At 49.0% G+C, this 17382-nt stretch carries 15 protein-coding genes, 1 tRNA gene and 3 pseudogenes; 9 read left to right on the forward strand and 10 right to left on the reverse strand.

Features of this window, described 5'->3' with window-relative positions:
• Positions 1-48 precede the first annotated feature (48 nt).
• The 4 genes and pseudogenes from LH86_RS10550 to LH86_RS10560 all read right to left on the reverse strand — a co-directional run bounded on the left by LH86_RS10550 (position 49) and on the right by LH86_RS10560 (position 5010).
• The gene (locus LH86_RS10550; RefSeq protein ID WP_039301026.1) at positions 49-3519 is read right to left on the reverse strand and encodes an ATP-binding protein; all 3471 of its coding nucleotides are present in this window, start codon (positions 3517-3519) and stop codon (positions 49-51) included.
• Positions 3503-4111 carry a response regulator transcription factor gene (locus tag LH86_RS10555; protein ID WP_039301029.1) on the reverse strand — a complete coding sequence of 203 codons (609 nt, stop codon included), beginning with the start codon at positions 4109-4111 and terminating at the stop codon, positions 3503-3505. Before LH86_RS10555 ends, LH86_RS10550 begins: the two co-directional genes overlap by 17 nt.
• 429 nt (positions 4112-4540) lie before the next feature.
• A pseudogene (locus tag LH86_RS22800) lies at positions 4541-4731 on the reverse strand (IS3 family transposase); the annotation flags it as partial.
• A 202-nt stretch (positions 4732-4933) separates the two neighbouring features.
• Positions 4934-5010 (reverse strand) — tRNA-Arg (locus LH86_RS10560).
• 196 nt (positions 5011-5206) lie between these two features.
• On the opposite strand from LH86_RS10560, the gene folD reads away from it, so the two are divergent.
• From folD to malI, 4 genes are all read left to right on the forward strand, one after another.
• A complete protein-coding gene (gene folD, locus LH86_RS10565) occupies positions 5207-6073 on the forward strand; it encodes a bifunctional methylenetetrahydrofolate dehydrogenase/methenyltetrahydrofolate cyclohydrolase FolD (protein WP_039301034.1) in 867 nt (288 codons plus the stop codon).
• 2 nt (positions 6074-6075) lie between these two features.
• Positions 6076-6288, forward strand: coding sequence for a ribosome-associated protein YbcJ (gene ybcJ / locus LH86_RS10570; RefSeq protein ID WP_008455991.1), 213 nt, complete (start codon positions 6076-6078; stop codon positions 6286-6288).
• A gap of 296 nt (positions 6289-6584) precedes the next feature.
• Entirely contained in the window at positions 6585-8084 is a 1500-nt protein-coding gene (locus LH86_RS10575; RefSeq protein WP_008455993.1) for a PTS transporter subunit EIIC, read from the forward strand.
• Positions 8085-8154: 70 nt separating this feature from the next.
• Positions 8155-9171 carry a Mal regulon transcriptional regulator MalI gene (gene malI / locus LH86_RS10580; RefSeq protein ID WP_008455994.1) on the forward strand — a complete coding sequence of 339 codons (1017 nt, stop codon included), beginning with the start codon at positions 8155-8157 and terminating at the stop codon, positions 9169-9171.
• Positions 9172-9401: 230 nt separating this feature from the next.
• On the opposite strand, the pseudogene LH86_RS22030 reads toward malI, so the two are convergent.
• A pseudogene (locus LH86_RS22030) lies at positions 9402-9662 on the reverse strand (FHIPEP family type III secretion protein); the annotation flags it as partial.
• A gap of 112 nt (positions 9663-9774) precedes the next feature.
• Here LH86_RS22030 and LH86_RS10590 point away from each other — a divergent pair.
• The 3 genes and pseudogenes from LH86_RS10590 to LH86_RS23025 all read left to right on the forward strand — a co-directional run.
• Positions 9775-10359, forward strand: a pseudogene (locus LH86_RS10590) (OmpA family protein); the annotation flags it as partial.
• 167 nt (positions 10360-10526) lie between these two features.
• Positions 10527-10907: a hypothetical protein gene (locus LH86_RS23020; RefSeq protein WP_419657117.1), complete on the forward strand. Its 381-nt coding sequence runs from the start codon at positions 10527-10529 to the stop codon at positions 10905-10907.
• Positions 10864-11214 (forward strand): C40 family peptidase, encoded by a 351-nt coding sequence (locus LH86_RS23025; protein ID WP_419657119.1) that lies wholly within the window; start codon positions 10864-10866, stop codon positions 11212-11214. The genes LH86_RS23020 and LH86_RS23025 overlap by 44 nt, the downstream gene beginning before the upstream one ends.
• A gap of 142 nt (positions 11215-11356) precedes the next feature.
• On the opposite strand, the gene rnk is transcribed toward LH86_RS23025, so the two are convergent.
• The 5 genes from rnk to dcuC all read right to left on the reverse strand — a co-directional run bounded on the left by rnk (position 11357) and on the right by dcuC (position 16105).
• On the reverse strand, positions 11357-11767 hold the full coding sequence (gene rnk, locus LH86_RS10600) for a nucleoside diphosphate kinase regulator (protein WP_039301040.1): 411 nt from the start codon (positions 11765-11767) through the stop codon (positions 11357-11359).
• A 161-nt stretch (positions 11768-11928) separates the two neighbouring features.
• Entirely contained in the window at positions 11929-13305 is a 1377-nt protein-coding gene (locus LH86_RS10605; protein ID WP_039301043.1) for a GntP family permease, read from the reverse strand.
• Between the two features lie 279 nt (positions 13306-13584).
• Positions 13585-13743: a hypothetical protein gene (locus LH86_RS22575; protein ID WP_156107022.1), complete on the reverse strand. Its 159-nt coding sequence runs from the start codon at positions 13741-13743 to the stop codon at positions 13585-13587.
• Between the two features lie 91 nt (positions 13744-13834).
• Positions 13835-14641 carry a ribonuclease I gene (rna, locus tag LH86_RS10610; protein WP_156107023.1) on the reverse strand — a complete coding sequence of 269 codons (807 nt, stop codon included), beginning with the start codon at positions 14639-14641 and terminating at the stop codon, positions 13835-13837.
• A gap of 87 nt (positions 14642-14728) precedes the next feature.
• Positions 14729-16105: an anaerobic C4-dicarboxylate transporter DcuC gene (gene dcuC, locus LH86_RS10615; RefSeq protein ID WP_039301046.1), complete on the reverse strand. Its 1377-nt coding sequence runs from the start codon at positions 16103-16105 to the stop codon at positions 14729-14731.
• A gap of 409 nt (positions 16106-16514) precedes the next feature.
• Here dcuC and LH86_RS10620 point away from each other — a divergent pair, with 409 nt between their 5' ends.
• A complete protein-coding gene (locus LH86_RS10620) occupies positions 16515-16928 on the forward strand; it encodes a DUF2946 domain-containing protein (RefSeq protein WP_331280746.1) in 414 nt (137 codons plus the stop codon).
• A 66-nt stretch (positions 16929-16994) separates the two neighbouring features.
• Positions 16995-17372, forward strand: a complete 378-nt coding sequence (locus tag LH86_RS10625; RefSeq protein WP_052045571.1) for a copper-binding protein — start codon at positions 16995-16997, stop codon at positions 17370-17372.
• Positions 17373-17382 lie beyond the last annotated feature (10 nt).

Below are 17382 nucleotides of genomic sequence, written 5' to 3' on the forward strand. Positions count from 1 at the left end.
ATGTCAGACCCGCAGGAAACCATAAATGAAATGTTATTATGATAATAATTAAAACAGGGAGTGACTAACGCCATCTTCAAGTTTCAGAAGCAGTTCTGTGCATTCGTTAGCGTTTTTATTTTCTGCGGCTGATTCCAACTTAGTACAAAGCGTAACCAGTTCATTGTAATGGCCAAGAGTCAGTCCCCCTTTCAACTTGTGTGCCAGAGTTCTAATATCGTTAAATCTCGAATCAGAAAGGGCATCATGTAAATCGCTAATACAATGAAATGAATTTTCGCTTAGTGAAGCTTTGAACTTTGGATCCGTACTGCAATCCAACGATGACACGATAGAAAAATCGTCATTGATATCAAATTTAGTATAGCGGGAAAGCAAATTTGATAGTATTTCAAGATTTATGGGTTTGAATATACAATCGACCATTCCAGACCGGATGCAGATTTCAATAACTTCAGGGCGTGCGTCTGCTGTTAACCCAATGATAATGGCTTTGGAATCTATTTCCAGTATTTGAGTCGTGAGCTGAGGTCCATCCAGACCGCTCATATTATAATCTGTGAATGTTATGTGTGGTCTGAAAGTCTGCCATATTTCAACGGCTCTGACAGGATCCTCACACTCCACTACCTCACAATTAAGAAAGGTCAGCTGTTTTTTAAGTACCAGTAAGTTTGGGTAGTAGTCATCAACTAAAAGAATACGCAATTTTTTATGGTGGTGAACTCCTGATTTATTAAACGCTTTAGGTTGTGTATTGTTTTGACGAATATATTTAACTGCAACAGATATTGATACTGTGGTTCCCAAACCTACTTTACTACTTAGGCTAATGGAACCGCCTAACGCTTCACAGATGCTCTTACATATAGAAAGACCAAGGCCACTGCCCATCGATCTTTTATCGGGGTTCTGATAAACCTGTGAAAAAGGCTTGAAAAGTAATTCCTGTTCAGGCAAGGATATTCCGCAGCCAGTATCACAAATCTTTATATTAAGAAAACACCCATTTTTAAATTCATTAGGCTGAAGAACAACGTGCAACTTCACATTCCCTTCATCAGTAAATTTAATTGCATTACTTAACACATTACAAACCACTTGACGCAGGAGAATTTCGTCCGTACTAATATTGTTTTCATATGTGCTTTCATCTAAAATAAGATTGATAATGAGATTTTTCTTTTTTGCATCATCTTTAAACATAGCAACTAAATTTTCGAAAAAAGTTCTTAACTCAATAGAAGTACAGTGAGGTGTTAATTTTCCTGATTCAATTTTTTGAATGTCTAGTATATTGCCAATTAACTTATGAAGTTCCAGGGATGAACGTTCTGCAACGTCAAATGCAGTACTGTCTACCATTCCTTTCTTAAGGTTATTATTACCGATTTCAAGCATGCCTATGATGGCGTTTAATGGTGTCCTTATTTCGTGACTCATTGTGGCGAGAAATGCAGATTTTGCTGAGTCAGCATGTATCAGTTTTTCTTCCAGAATCTTGCGTTCCGTAACATCAATCCACCCCTCAACCACACCGATTATTTCATCTTTATCATTAGCGTAAGGTACAATCCAGTGATGAACATAAAGTAAAAAAGGAGAGTTTTTAATTCTAATCTTTCTATCCTTAATTATAGATGTCTTTTCTGTGATAGCTCTCCTGACATCATTTCTATAATCAACAACTGCATCATCGTTCTGATAAAGAAAAATTATTTCACTAGTCCCTGCGAGGTCATCTTCTTGTAAGTTAAGGAATTCACTATAAGAGGCGTTGCATGAAATCATCATCATATGTTTGTCACAAACATACATAGGGTTAGGTGTTTCGTCGATAAAATTCTTAAGTGATAACAGTTGGTTGTTTAGATTCTCGCGAGCTTTGTTATTTATTTTTAAACAGTTAATAAGGCGTACTACCCACATGCTTATAATAAAAATCAAAAAAGATATCACCATAATAAATATGATGGTTTGTATGTGGTATCGTTGAAAGAACGTTTTTTGTGGTTTTGGAGATGACCATTTTTTTGCCAGTTCATCAATTGCAGAGTCTGGTATTTGTTTTAAAGACTTGTTGATAATATCATTCAAGAAAATCTCATTTTTGGGTATGCCGAATGATAATTTGGCTACTTTTCCTTTTATAGGGGCTGTAATCACATAAAAACCTGGCCTTTCTTCATCATAATATCTGGCAGAGGAGTAAATATCTATCACTCCGTAAACAATTCCTTTTTGAAGCATCTGATACGCTTCACGTATTGTTTTAGTCTGTATAACGTGTTCAATTGATGGGTAAAGTTGTCGAACCTTGTGTATATCCAACGTTGTGGCTATTAGCTGTGGTTTATTTTTGGCATTTTTAGTCTGTAATAAATTAACCATCACAACGGGGGATTGAGCATACTTACGGGTAAAAGTGTATCCTTTATCTACTGCAAACATCGAACTGGCCATGCCAATTATTACTTTTCCATTGTCTGAGTCACTTAATATATTTTTATCAGAAATGAATGTAAATTCAATGCCGGTAGTGTTTTCGATTAGTTTCAAAAGGCTTGGTATACCACCTACAAATTTACCGTCGTCGAAGAAAGAAAATGGCGGCATATCTACAGGAAGAATGACTTTAATTGATCTATTTGACTTTATCCACTTGCACTCTTTGTCATTCAAAAGATCGCTCGCTCCTGGGGTAATAAAATCACTTGATTTATCCCACTTGCTAACCGCACTATAACGTTCTAACTTGGGCATCTTTGAAATGCCTGTCATTATTATTTCTTTTGTTATATTGTCGTCTTTACGTACTGTGAAAAACTTTATGCCACAATTGCGGCAATCAACCCTGCCATTAACACTCAGATTGTAAAATACAGTATTTTTTGAAAAATACCCTATCGTTATAGCATCACTTATGAACACATCACTCTGGCCAATGCTGACAGATAAAAGGCCATATATTGGGGAGTCAGTCCTTTCAATCACTGAATAGGGGTGGATATTTTTTATTTCATCATCAGAAATTAGTTCATTAGAAACTAAAACTTTCATTTTTTGATTTTTTTGGATTTCTAATTTATTTACAACAGAAAGGATTGGAATTCCAGGAATATAAGTTACCCGATCAAGGCTATTTAATGTACTGCCAGATTTGGAAGTAAACCCAGTGACAATATCCACTTCACCGTCTATCAGTGCTTTCTCGGCGCTTAAAGTGTCGTTAAATACTCGTATTTTAATTCTTTTATTTCCGTAGTGTCCAATCCAATAAAAAAAATCAGCATTTATGCCATCATAAAATTGATTGTTAATAAAAACGTCGAAAGGAGGTGTGTTATGTCTAAAAACACCAAATACCAGCGTATCTTCAGTGGAGGTGGTTGCTTCATTTTTATCGTTTAATAAATTAATTTCATGATGGTTATATTTGAAATCACCTGCACAGGTGTTGAATGCTAAAAAAAATATGAGACAGGTGAAAAGGTTATTATGTTCAATTAACTTTCTCACAATTTGCCACGGCAATAAGTTCCACAAGATTTGATACCCCAAGTTTTTTCATGATTCTCGTTTTATATGTACTGACCGTTTTATTGCTCAAGCACATATTCTCCGCTATTTCATTATTAGATAAACCTAGTGTAATTTTCCTTAGCACAGCGAGTTCTCTGTTTGATAACGTTTCGAATGGGTGTCTTTGTGGGGATGTATGAATCACCATCTTTGGGAAAAAGCTATAACCGGCATCAATTGCCTTTACTGCCGTAGCAACACTATCCATGGAGTCACTTTTAGAGACAAATCCACACGCGCCTGCTCTAAAGCTTCTTTGTGCATAGACATCTGATGCCAAAGCGGTGTAAACGAGAAACTTTGTCCTAATCTCTAATTTACGAACAGTGTCAATCACTGTCATACCATCAATGTTTAGAATACCTAAATCAAGAATAACAATTCTATAACTTTTATTTTTTATATAATGGATTGCATCAATGCCACTGTCGCACTCATCTATATCATCAAAGCCGAGTTGTCCGAGTGTTATGCCCAGCGCTAAACGAATAGAGGGGTGATCATCCACGATCAATGCACTTCTCTTCATATTTTGTAATCCTTAACATAATAATCCATTAAACCAAACATACCTGAATGCGTTTTAAGATGCCATAATCCTCAGTGAAGAATGAGAAGTCTTCGTGAAAATTACTGGGTGGCTTGTGAGTTGTAGGGATTTTCCTGCAGAAATAGTCGCGGTTTCCGACAGGAATTGACGAAAAAATGACTTATATTTCATATGGATATTAAAATAAAATATGATGAATCAAAGTTTTTTAGCCAACATCAGCGGAAGTTTAATAAGGTAAGATATGATTGCAATAACAACAAGGATGCTTACCTGACTCAATCTTAGATATTACAGTTTTTCTTTTATATCCGTTTTAAAGGCCCTGCGATTAATGTAGGGTCGCTGAATGAATATATTTATTCAGGTAAGGGTGTGTTGGCTGAAAAGTGAATCGCCGCGGATAATCTAGACAATTTTGATCCGTTGATCATATTGATTTTCATATTCAGTCTGCGGCATCCGATCGTTCGAACCATGTTGATGCTTGCTGTTATAAGGCATTCCGATGTAATCAAACATATAACTCAGAGTCTCTTCCCTCGTTCCAAGAACTTTCTCTTTATACGTTCACGCTTCAGTCGCTGGAAAAAACTTTCTAAATGACTCTGAGGTATCTGTTGAACCCGTGGTGATTCAGTTGGTACATAATCTCATTGAACCGGAATATACCATCACCTTTATCAACAGAGACTCTTTGAGGCGGGTAGACGCTGAGAGAATTTCGATGCGCTAAAATCATTCAACTCACTGAATTACAGGCATAAAAAAGACATCGGTTGATGTCTGTTGACTTCGAAATGGTACGCCCTACAGGGTTCGAACCTGTGACCTACGGCTTAGAAGGCCGTTGCTCTATCCAGCTGAGCTAAGGGCGCACTGAGTAATGCAGAGAAACATTACGGCTTGATGCGGGGTGGATTATACGGTCAGCACCTCTTGAGTCAATGGCTTTTCAACCACCTGCGTGACAAATGAGCATAAACCCACATCAGTGCCTGACAGCGGGCCGCGCATCTGACAAAATAGCAGCAACCCCCTTCCTTTAAGTTTACAGATGGAATTCTCTCTCTGATGGCAGCAAAGATTATTGACGGTAAAACGATTGCGCAGCAGGTACGGCTTGAAGTTGCTGAAAAAGTAAAAGCCCGAATTGCCGCAGGAAAACGTGCCCCTGGTCTGGCCGTTGTATTGGTGGGAGCGAACCCTGCGTCCCAGATTTATGTCGCGAACAAACGCAAAGCCTGCGAAGAGGTTGGTTTCGTCTCCCGCTCTTATGATTTGCCGGAAACCACCAGCGAAGCGGAGCTGCTGGCACTGATCGATGCGCTGAACGCGGACGCTGAGATTGACGGCATTCTGGTACAGCTGCCGCTGCCTGCCGGGATCGATAACGTCAAAGTGCTCGAGCGTATCGACCCGGACAAAGACGTGGACGGCTTCCATCCGTACAACATTGGCCGTCTTTGCCAGCGTGCGCCGCGCCTGCGTCCGTGTACCCCGCGCGGCATCGTGACGCTGCTTGAGCGCTACAACATTGACACCTACGGCCTGAACGCCGTCATCATTGGCGCGTCCAACATCGTGGGGCGCCCGATGAGCATGGAACTGCTGCTGGCCGGTTGCACCACGACCGTAACGCACCGTTTCACCAAAAACCTCCGCCAGCACGTTGAGAACGCCGACCTGGTAATTGTCGCCGTGGGCAAACCTGGCTTTATTCCGGGCGAATGGATTAAAGAAGGCGCCATCGTGGTGGACGTCGGCATTAACCGCCTTGAGAGCGGGAAAGTGGTCGGGGACGTAATTTATGATGAAGCCGCCGCCAAAGCCTCGTATATTACGCCGGTTCCGGGTGGCGTAGGTCCAATGACGGTTGCCACCCTAATTCAGAATACCTTGCAGGCCTGCGAGGAATATCATGATGTTGATGGAGAGTAATAATGGCGACCTTCTCACTAGGTAAACACCCTCACGTTGAACTGTGCGACTTGCTCAAGCTGGAAGGCTGGTGTGAAAGCGGCGCGCAGGCAAAAGCGGTGATTGCCGAAGGCCTCGTGAAGGTGGACGGTGAAGTTGAAACCCGCAAGCGCTGCAAAATTGTGGCGGGTCAGACCGTCGTTTTTGAGAGCCTGAGCATTACCGTTCAGCCTTAATCCCGCGCCCTTTTCTGAACGAAGAGGGCAGGCATCAACTCTCCTTGCCGTTTGGGGGAAGGAGAGTTGCAGAGCTTTTCCTGCCTCAGATTCAAATTACCTCATCAATACCAGGCTTAAAAACCTGCGTCACTTCAAATATTCGATAACAATATGACAACATCGCAGAATTCAGTTGCGGGGCAAAAATCGTTTCGGCACTCTAGGTAGAACGTTCTACTAGAACGTTCTACCTACCATAAAAACGCGTTAACAGACAAAACGCGGTTACTGCGTCTGCGCCGGGGGAAACGTCCATGAGTCTGTTGTCCAGTGTTGTTAAATCGTTATCAAAGCTTTCCATGATTGGCCGCGCATTAATGCTGCCTATCTCTCTGCTGCCCGCTGCAGGTTTACTGCTGGCGTTTGGCGATAAGTTTCACTTACCGCTGATGATGAACGCGGGCGGGGTTATCTTCGACAACCTGCCAATGTTGTTCGCCATCGGTTCTGCCGTGGGCCTTGCTGCGGAATCGGGTATTGCCGCGCTGTCGGCGGCGGTGTCGGTGTTTATCATCAACATCACCATTGGTACCGTCATGCACATCACGCCGGAAATGGCCTCTGCGGGCGGGAAATATGCCATGGTGGTCGGCATTCCGACGCTGCAAATGGGCGTCTTTGGCGGGTTGATATCCGGTATCCTGGCGGCATGGTGCTACAACAAATTTCACACCATGCAATTGCCTGAATTCCTGGGCTTCTTCTCCGGCAAGCGTTTTGTCGCCATCGCGACGGCGTTTCTCTCCTTCCTGTTGGGGATGGTGCTGCCGTGGGTGTGGTCATACATTCAGTCCGGTATTGATGCGCTGTCGGTGGTGGTTAACGGCGATAATCAGGCTGCATCAACCTTTATCTTCGGGCTGGTTGAGCGCGCATTAATCCCGCTGGGCCTGCACCACATCTGGTATCCGTCCTTCTGGTACTCCTTCGGGGAATACACCACCCATACCGGGCAGGTGATTCACGGCGACCAGACAATTTGGTTCAAAATGCTGGAAGAGGGCGTGAAATCCTTCAGCAGCGACAGCTACCAGAATGCCGGTAAATTCATGCAGGGCGAGTTCCCGCTGATGCTGTTCGCACTGCCTGCGGCCTGTCTGGCGATGTACCATGAAGCCAACACCAAGAATAAGAAAATTGCCTCCGGTATTCTGTTCTCCGCGGCGCTGACTTGCTTCCTCACCGGGATCACCGAGCCGGTTGAGTTCACCTTCATCTTTGTTGCTCCGATTCTGTATGTGTTCAACGCGGTGATGGCTGGCCTGTCTTATATGTGCATGTACCTGCTGCATGCCCATATCGCCAAATCGTTCTCCGCCGGGATGATCGACTATATCTCCTTCGGGATTCTGCCGTCGTTCAACGGCTACCAGACTAACTTCCTGATGGCGGTGGTCGTGGGTGTGCCGATGGCGCTGATTTACTACTTCACTTTCCGCTTCGTGATTCGCCGCTTCGACGTGAAAACGCCCGGTCGTACCGAAGTGACCGCTAACGCGGGAGACAAAACCGACACTGAACTGGCGGGCGATATCATTGGCCTGCTGGGCGGGGCTCCTAACATCAACTCCGTGGGTTCCTGCATCACCCGTCTGCGTCTGGAAGTGGACGACAGTTCGATGGTCGACAAAGACGGCCTGAACAGTCTGGGCGCTCGAGGTGTGGTATTCGTCGGCGATTCGGGTATCCAGGTCATATTTGGTGCCAGAGCGCAATTTATTGCGCAGACAATGTCGACGATGATCGGTAAATAATGTAATACCTTTCGGCCTCCTGTATGTTTCAGGGGGCTGAAATTTATGGATGTGCGGTTACAGGGGTGGAATGAAAAAGGTCAACATCATTGATGTCGCTGAGCTGGCGGGCGTATCGGTTTCGACGGTTTCGCTGGTGCTGCGCCAGAAGGGCAAGATCTCTGAGGCGACCATTGATAAGGTCAATGCCGCTATCAAGGAACTGGGCTACGTGCATAACGTTGCCGCCGCCAACCTTCGTTCCAGCACCTCTAACCTGATCGGCCTGATTATTCGTGACTTTAACAACTCTTTCTCCGTCAACGTCACGGCAAGCGTTGTCCAACAGTTAGAAAAACAGGGCTACATGGTGTTTCTTGGCCAGCCGCGCGACGGAGAGCAACAGCTTCGCAACTGCCTGACCTCGTTTAGCCAGCAGGGCGTTGCCGGGGTGATTTATCTGGCCGCCGACTGCCACTCCGCTGAGGTTCCTCAGGCCATTACCGACTGCCCGCTGCCCACGGTGGTTATCTCTGAATCAACTATTACCAGTACGCGCGATGTGATTGGGCGGGATAATCGTCAGGCCGGTAACCAGGCCACGCGTTTTCTCATTGAGCGCGGCCACCGCAATATCGCCTGGCTGGGGGGCACAAAAAGCTGCCTGATCCGCGCCGAGCGGCTGTCCGGTTACCGTAGCGCCCTGCAGCAGTACGGCTTGCCGTTTAGAGAAGAGTGGGCGCCGGAATGTGCAGACGACACATCGGCTTCGGCTTTTGCCACGCGCCTGATGCTTGAAAAGAGTAACCAGATTACCGCCATGCTGTGTCATTCTCCGGCGGCCATTATCGGCGCAATTACCGGCATTCAGCAGGTCGGTCGCACGGTAGGGAAGGACGTTTTCTTAACGCAGCAGGTCTCGCTGATTGGTTTCGAGGATATGATGTACATTAATTTGACCTCGCCGAGCTTTACCTATGTTTCCGCCTCCAGTGAAGAGACCGGGCGGCAGGCTGCCGCGTTAATTGTCAGTAAAATCAAACAGCCGGAACTTCCTGCCCAGCGAATTATTATTTCCGGTGAGCTGGTTCCGCGCGAATCTGCATAACGGGAAGTATATTATCTGTCCGTTCTGATTATGCTATTAATCCCTTTCACCCTGATTAATGGCATATTATTAACGCATTATTTTCATTTTTATTTCAATTAATCATGAAATCAGCCTGAGATTGCAAACCGCATATGTTCTGGTCAGAATAGCCACTTCTCTTTCAGAATTTTCTCTTAAATATGCTCAAGCGCATTCTTCTCACTTTATTATTAATGCAGGGTTTTTATACCGGAAACGCGCTGGCCGTTGATTGCCATCAGTTTTTCCGAGTTCACTTCCCCCAATGCCACGCGAATCCCGTTGATGTGGATGGCGTACTGGGCGGGTTTGAGGCGGAAATTTTCACGAATGCGGATCTCCGGCAGCAGTACGCCGCAGGTCTCAGAGATAACCTGGCGCGCCCCGCGTACACGCTGTGAAAGCGGGCTGCCTTTGGCGGTATCAACCAGCGAAACCAGCTTGTAGCCAAGGTTCAGGCCAATCGGCTCCGGGGGCAGCATTACTGTTCTGGCCGGGAAGCCAAAGCCGGATGATGCCAGCCAGGCGATTCAGCAGGATGTTGCTGCGCTGCAGGCATTGACCAATGCGGCAAGCCAGGGAGAAAGTCTGGAAGACGTGAACCGCCGCTCAGAAAAGGAAATTGAAGATTTGGCCCGGGTGATCATGAAGATCACTTCAGCCTATGACGCGCAGTCTAATCTGCAAATCGAAATCGTGCCGCAGGGGCTGCGTATTCTGGTGCAGGACGACCAAAAACGAGAAATGTTCCAGCGTAGCAGTGCCATTCTGACCCCCTTCTTTAACCGCCTGCTGACGGAGTTTGCTACGGCGCTGAACTCCATTGATAACAAAATTATTATTACCGGACACACCGATGCGACGCGCTTTCGTGACCAGGAGCTTTACAACAACTGGAACTTGTCCGGCGAGCGTGCCATGCAGGCGCGCAAAGCGCTGGCAAAGGGTGGGCTGGATAACGGGAAAGTGCTGCAGGTTAGCGGGATGGCTGACCAGATGTTGCTTGATCCTGAACATCCGCTCAGTTCGGCCAATCGCCGTATTGAAATCATGGTGTTGACCCACTCCGCTAGCGCTTCTCTGTATCAATTCTTTGGTCGGCATGGCGAAAAAGTGCTTAAGCCGCTGGCTGAGCGCGTGGCGCAGCAGCCTTCCGTGGCACGCTAAATTTCCAGGTATTTGTGTTGCTCATGTCTATTTCCACCTCAATTGTCTCCACTTTTCCGCCTGCGTCCGAACTCTCCCGGCGTAGGGCGGGATTTTTTTTTCTGCTGCTATTCGTCCTGTTTTCTTCACAGACCAGGGCTTCACCCGTTAAAAAACCTAAAGCGGGCGTGAAGCGCACACAGATCGCTCAGCCGCAGAGTAAAGAAGCCCGTGAACGGATGAAAAATCGTGCAAGGCTGCTTGCCAGTGCCAAAAAGCACCTTGCTGTCGTCCCACCGACGCCTGAACAGAAAAAGCGCCAGGCTGTTCAAAAAAAGGCCGCTCGTGCCCTGAACCGTGAACAGCTCGCCATGCACACTCGCTGGCGCCCTGGGCTGATGGGGGGCTCAGAAGGTCTGTGGCCGCTGGCGACCGAAGCGCTTATGGCTGAGATGGTAAGCCCGCGCGTGGAAGCCACTCTCCACAAAGTGATAGCGCGGCTCAAACAGCAGTTGGGCAAGCCCTATGTTTGGGGGGGGGCAGACGCCCGAGCAGGGCTTCGACTGTAGCGGGCTAATCTATTACGCCTATAACAAACTGCTTAGCCAAAAGCTGCCTCGTACCGCCAATGGGATGTTCCAGGATCAAAGATTAAAGCGCATCAACCCGCGCCAGCTTAGGCGCGGCGATCTGGTCTTTTTCAGTATCAAAAGCCAGGATCGCGCCGATCATGTTGGGGTTTATTTAGGGGAAGGGCAGTTTATCGAGGCGCCCAGAACCGGGCTGAATATCCGCATCAGCCAGCTGGCAGACAATTACTGGCAGGATCATTACCTGGGGGCGAAGCGTATTTTGACCGAGGAGGCTATTCTGTGAGAGCAGGCCCCTCACCCCGGCCCTCTCCCGGAGGGAGAGGGGGAAAATAATAGGGCAGAGCGCTAGCAATCTATCCCCTCACCCTCTGGGAGAGGGTAAAAAGCAGCCCCTCCCGGAAGAAAGACTGCACCAGCGAATCGAATTAGCGGTGAAACTCCCCGGCAGATTCAGGCTGGTAGTGTAAAGCCAGCACTTCAAGGTGAGTCTGGCTGCCGTTTGGCAACGTCCAGTTGATACTATCGCCAACCCGCAGGCCGAGCAGCGCAGCTCCGACCGGAGCCATAACAGAAAGCTGGTTATCGCTGTCGGTCAGGTTCGCCGGGTAAACCAGCGTGCGAACGTGGACTTCCTGGGTGCTTAAATCGCGAAACTCTACGCGGCTGTTCATGGACACCACATCCGACGGCATCTTCTCCGGGCTGCACATCTCCGCGCGATCCAGTTCGGCGTTGAGCGCCTCTGCCACCGGGGCTTTGGCGAACTGCGGCTGTTCCAGCAGGCGGTCAAGGCGTTCGGCGTCTAGTTCGTTAATGATGATGGCAGGTCTGGACATAGTTCTCTCCGTGTAAAAAAGCAGGGCACTCATGTGCTGAAATCGTACAAAGAAAAACCCCCACCGAAACCGGCGAGGGTTGTTCACGTAGGAACGATGATACTGAGCTTAGCCCGGAGTTGAAAGCGAGATCAGTCACATTTTGACTTCCCCCGATTCCCTTACAGAATCACGCTCCCCAGCGCTGCCAGCAGGAAGGCGATGGTGCCGATCAGCGTTTCCATCACGGTCCAGGTTTTCAGCGTCGTTTTCTCATCCATTTCCAGGAAACGGCCCACCAGCCAGAAGCCGGAGTCATTCACGTGAGACAGCACGGTTGCTCCGCCCGCTATGGCGATAACAATAAAGCACAAATCAAACTGGCTGAGGCCCGTGGTGGCTTCGACCATCGGTGAGACCAGCGCGGCGGTGGTGGTCAGAGCTACGGTGGCTGACCCCTGAGCGACGCGAAGCGCGGTCGAGATAACAAAGGCGGCAACGATAACCGGCATGCCTGTGTCTGAGAGTACGCCAGCCAGCGCGTCACCAATGCCGCTTGCGCGCAGCACGCCGCCGAACATACCGCCTGCGCCGGTCACCAGGATAATGCCGCAAATAGGGCCGAGTGCGCCGTCACATACCTTTTCAAGGTGCTGGCGGCTATGTTTGCCGCTGAAGACCATCAGGGCAAAAAAGACGGTAATCAGGAGCGCAATAGGCGTTTTGCCCAGCATGCGTAAGAAGTTCACCAGCGTATTGTCGGCGCTGACCCAGCCGAGGACCGTGGCGGTGTTAAGGCCGGTATCGAGGAAAATCAGTACCAGCGGCATCAGTAAAATTGTCATGACCATGCCGAATGACGGCGGCTGGTGATTCTGGTCCACTTCGACTTTACCAAGGAAAGAACTCGGCAGAGGAATATCGAATTTCTTCCCGGCATACAGCCCGAAGAGATAGGCTCCGATATACCAGGTCGGGATAGCGATAATCAGCCCCACCACAACCAACAGGCCGATGTTCGCGCCCAGCAGCTCGCTGGCAGCAACAGGGCCTGGATGCGGCGGCAGAAGCGCATGCATCACCGCGAAAGCACCTGCTGCGGGGAGCGCATATTTCAGGGTTGAACCGCCGAATTGCTTCGCCACGCTGAAGATGATCGGCAGCATGACCACCAGACCTGCATCGAAGAAGATCGGAAAGCCAAACAGCAGTGACGCGACACCGAGCGCGAAGGGGGCCCGGTGAGCGCCAAATGTGCCAACCAGGGTGTCTGCCAGCACTTTTGCCCCGCCGGAAATTTCCAACAGGCGACCGATCATGGCGCCTAACCCAACCAATAACGCGACGCCTGCCAGCGTGCTGCCGAAGCCGCCCAGAATCGTGGGCACAATTTTGTCGAACGGCACGCCGGTGACGAGAGCCACAATGACGCTGACCAGGGTCAGCGCCAGGAAGGCATGTACGCGAAAGCGCATGATCAATACGAGCAGGAGCACGACGGAACAGGCGGCAATACCCAGCAGGCTTCCTGCGCCTAAATTTGTTGTTATTTCAGTCATTTTATTTCCCCAGTGGCAAATTCTCAGGCAAATGCACCAAAAGCGTGTTATTGGGTGATGCTGATACCGGTAACATGATATCGGTAACATACGGTTGCCTGTAAATGAACTCTGTAATGTTTGTTAACATTTTGGGACGAAGTTCAAACAATCAAAATAATCAGTGCGAAAGGAGAGCTGGGGAATTGTTTGGCTGGAAAAAATCTGACATGCGCCTGACTAATATCGTCAGGAAACGGTATTCAGCAGGGCCCCGCGCTGCAAGGAGCCCGACTGTTTTTAACGAGCGTGATGTTCCGCTATCGGCAACAAGAGCTCTTTGAGAATGTCATAACGCTGCTGCGGCGAGAGCCAGATAAACCCCAGCAGTTTTTGCTGACTGCCTTCACGCTCGAACTGCGCCTTCAGCTGCAGTAAATACCGTTTTGTTCTGTTCATGGTGACCTCCAGGTTCGTTACCTGAAGGCTATAGCCAAAAAACCGGAACAAATAGTGATGCGATTAATTTTTGACTTCAGTATTTATCCTGTTAGTAGCCAACTGCGTCCAGGCGGAAGCTCTTCCCGCAGTTGCCGGGGTGTTTCTGTGGGGCGAATGAGGCGGTTTGCAGCGGTTGGTTAATCTTGTCTGCCAGCAGGGAGATCTGCATTTCCGTGAGGTAGGCGGGATTACCGTCACAGGTGAGCTTGATAGCATCCACTGCATCGCTGCCCCAGGTTTGCTTCACCGCCTTGTTAAACGCTTTACGCGTCACGACCTGGCCGTAGTTCTGAGCCAGGAACTGGCCAAAGGCGCTGTGTTTCATTTCCCCGTTCAGGCGCACCATCGTGCCGAAGTAATCGTCAGGGTTGAACCCGAAACACACGCCGTGCTTGGCGTATTCATAGCGTTCCAGGCAGGATTGCCCGCCTGCGCCCGGCATCACGCCCGCCAGCTTTGAGGCCATTTCAACGGAAAGCCCGGTGTCCGGCGCGGCGCATTTGTTTGACGCTCTTGCTTCGGCCATATTCGGTACCGGGCGAGTGGCGCAGCCGTAGCGCATCCAGCGTTTCTCATCGACACCGCGTGAAGCGACCGATTTTGGCAGACCCGGCCAGAGACCGTGAACTGTCAGAAAGGCGCTTTTATCCGCCTGTTCCTGTTGAGCTTTGCACTCAGCGGGTTCGTTACGGTTGCGGTCGTGCATGCTCTGGCAGAAGCCGGTTTGCCAGGAGAGCGCCAGTACGTAGCGATCAAAATCCTTGTACTGGCTGGGCAGCAGGGCGTCGGCAAATGCTACATGGCTGAGGAAAAGTGGCGTGCAAAGCAGTAAATGTCGCGGTGTGAAATTCATCATTATTCTCTTATCTGTCCTGGAGGCGGGCTTATTATAGGCATAAAAAAAGCGCCTGATGCAGGCGCTTGAAACGATGATGTCTGCTTGTTAGTGAACGATCGCTGCTGCAGGAACCAGAATCTCCGTGGCGATAATCACCACAATAAGACCGACGGCGACTGGCACAGAGGTACGCTTCACGACTTCGAAAGGCGATATTTTTGCCATCCCGGCGACGGCCACTACCACGCCGGAAACGGGGGAAATGGTGCGGCCCAGGTTGGAGGCCTGCAACATTGGAATGGTCAGGTAGGCAGGGTTAATCCCGGAAGAGTGCGCCAGTTTCGGGATCATTTCGACGAAGGCATAGAACGGTGCGTTCCCGGAGCCGGTGGTCATTGCCGCCAGCATGGTCAGAACGACCAGCACCAGCATCAGAATAATACTCGCGGAACCAAACGAGGTGGCAATGGAGATCAGGCTTTGAATAAAGCCGATGGTGCTTAAGCCCTGGGCAAAGACGCCGGCGGCAACCAGCAGCATCACCACGTTGGCGAAGGCGTCCGCCATGCCGCGATAGCAAACTTCCATCCCGGAGAAGACGTGCTGCGTGTTGAAGCTGCGGAAGAACTCAATCAGCGCGGCAATCAGAATACATATCACCAGGATAGTAATGATATGCAGCTGCGGGCCCCATTTGCCGTCGAAAATCAGTACGCCAATGATCGGCGTAAACGGCAGAATGGCGTAAAAAGAGGGCGCGGTGGTCTGAATTTCAGTCACGTCCAGCATTTCGTGGTTGATTTGCTCTTTTTTATCGAGATAGCGCTGCCAGAAGAAGTGCGCAATTGCCATGCTGATGATAGCGGCGATGGAAATAGGAATGGTCGTTTTAAAGGCGAAATCGACCAGTGACATTTCAGAGGCCTGAGCGGCCAGCACCACGTCACCGGAGGTTGGGGCCAGAATAATCGCCGCCGGGGAAGCGCAAATGGCCGCCGCTGCGCCACGACTGATGCCGACGTTGACCATGACCGGGAACAGCGTAGCCATTAACAGTACGCCAAGCCCGGTTGCGGACGAGACCGCCAGCGACATCAGGCAGGCGACGAAGTAGGCGGCAATCATCAGTAAGTAAGGTGAGTTGATGAATTTCAGCGGTTTAGAGGCCAGTTTGACCACCACATCGTTGGCGCCGATATGAGTCATGTAGGCGGCAAACCCGCAGAGCATCATGATCATCATGCCAAGATCGCCGCCGCGGCTCATCAATAATATTTTGACGTATTCAAAAATGTCCGTGGCGGTGTAGCCGGTGCTTTCCGCGCTGGCGGGCAACACTTTATGCCCCATCAGCGCGCTGACGATAAGTAACAATAACCCGCCGACGAACAGCACGCCGGTGGCGGAATAGCCTTTGATGATGTAGCGGGCAACGCCCACAATCACCACGACCCCGATAATAAGTTCCAGAATGGTAAGCATGATATCCCCTGATACGCTAAGGCGCTCTTCGGCGTCCTTACGCTTGCGGCTGTAAGTGGTTTTCTCTCAGAAAATTAAAATAGTGATTTTTTACAGATGGCTGTAAAGGGCTAAGAATTTGCCTCAGAACCCGTTTGGAGTTTCTGATGAACATCAACTTTCGTTGCAACGGATCAACTTTAGGCAAAGCTTTTGTTGGCTGCATTACGTTTATCGACGCGGCCGATAAAAAAATAAGGCATAAAAATTGTGCGAGTTTTGGCGACATAACCGACGATCGGTTATGTAAAAACAATGATTATTTTGCCTGATTGTTAACGAATGGCTTTTTCGTAAAGCAGTTAAAAAAAACTTTAAAACGCGACAGGCTGCCGCCTATACTGCCGATCTCTTTTATGTCGGGGTTTTTATGCTGCACACCTCCCTCTGGTCGACAAGCCGCTGGCGCTTTATCAGGAAGCATCTTTTGATGCTGCTGTTGGCGTTTGGCTGGTTTTTTGTCAACAGTCAGGTGGCAATAGCATCCTACGATTGCCCGGTTGATATGACCGCTGGCCCCATGGCTGCCCCGCATACCAACACCATGCAGATGCCTGATAAGGCGATGCAGGTGAAACTCAGTAACCCGCTGTGTGAAAAACACTGCGTGCCTGACGTGATGCAAAAAGACAACGGGCACATCTCGCTGGTGGCGTTACCGGTTGCAGATACCCTTGCGCTGGTTGAGCCTCAGTGTTCAACGGTTGTTGAATCCGCCCCTTATGTTACCCCTCCCGCAACAGGACCTCCGGCAACCATTCGTTTTTGCCGTTTTAGAGAATAACTCCAGCACCGTCAATGCATTGGGGCTTTGCCCATTCCCTTTTTGACTGTGTTTTGGAGATAAATCATGTTTAACGCTATTCGTTCTGCTGCAGCCGGTGCGCTGCTTGTTGTTGCCGCTTTCCCTGCTTTTTCCGCTGAAACTTCCCACGATATGTCCTCTATGAAGGGGATGTCTGACATGCCTGGCATGGCGATGTCTTCTGATGCGACTCCGGCTGCTAAGGTCTACAAGACCGAAGGCGTAGTGAAGACAATCACCGCCGATACCGTGTCTATTGCCCATCACCCCGTCGCCGAACTTGGCTGGCCAGCGATGACCATGACGTTCGCTTTGCCAAAAGACGGTTCTCTGCCGGCGTTAAAGGTGGGGGAGAAGATTGCTTTCTCTTTCACCCAGCATGCGGCCGGGTATCAGTTAGCTTCCGCAACCCCGCTTAACTAACCGAGGTTGC

Origin of the sequence: Cedecea neteri, from assembly GCF_000758325.1 — a bacterium.
In the GTDB taxonomy this organism is placed as follows: Bacteria; Pseudomonadota; Gammaproteobacteria; order Enterobacterales; family Enterobacteriaceae; genus Cedecea; species Cedecea neteri_B.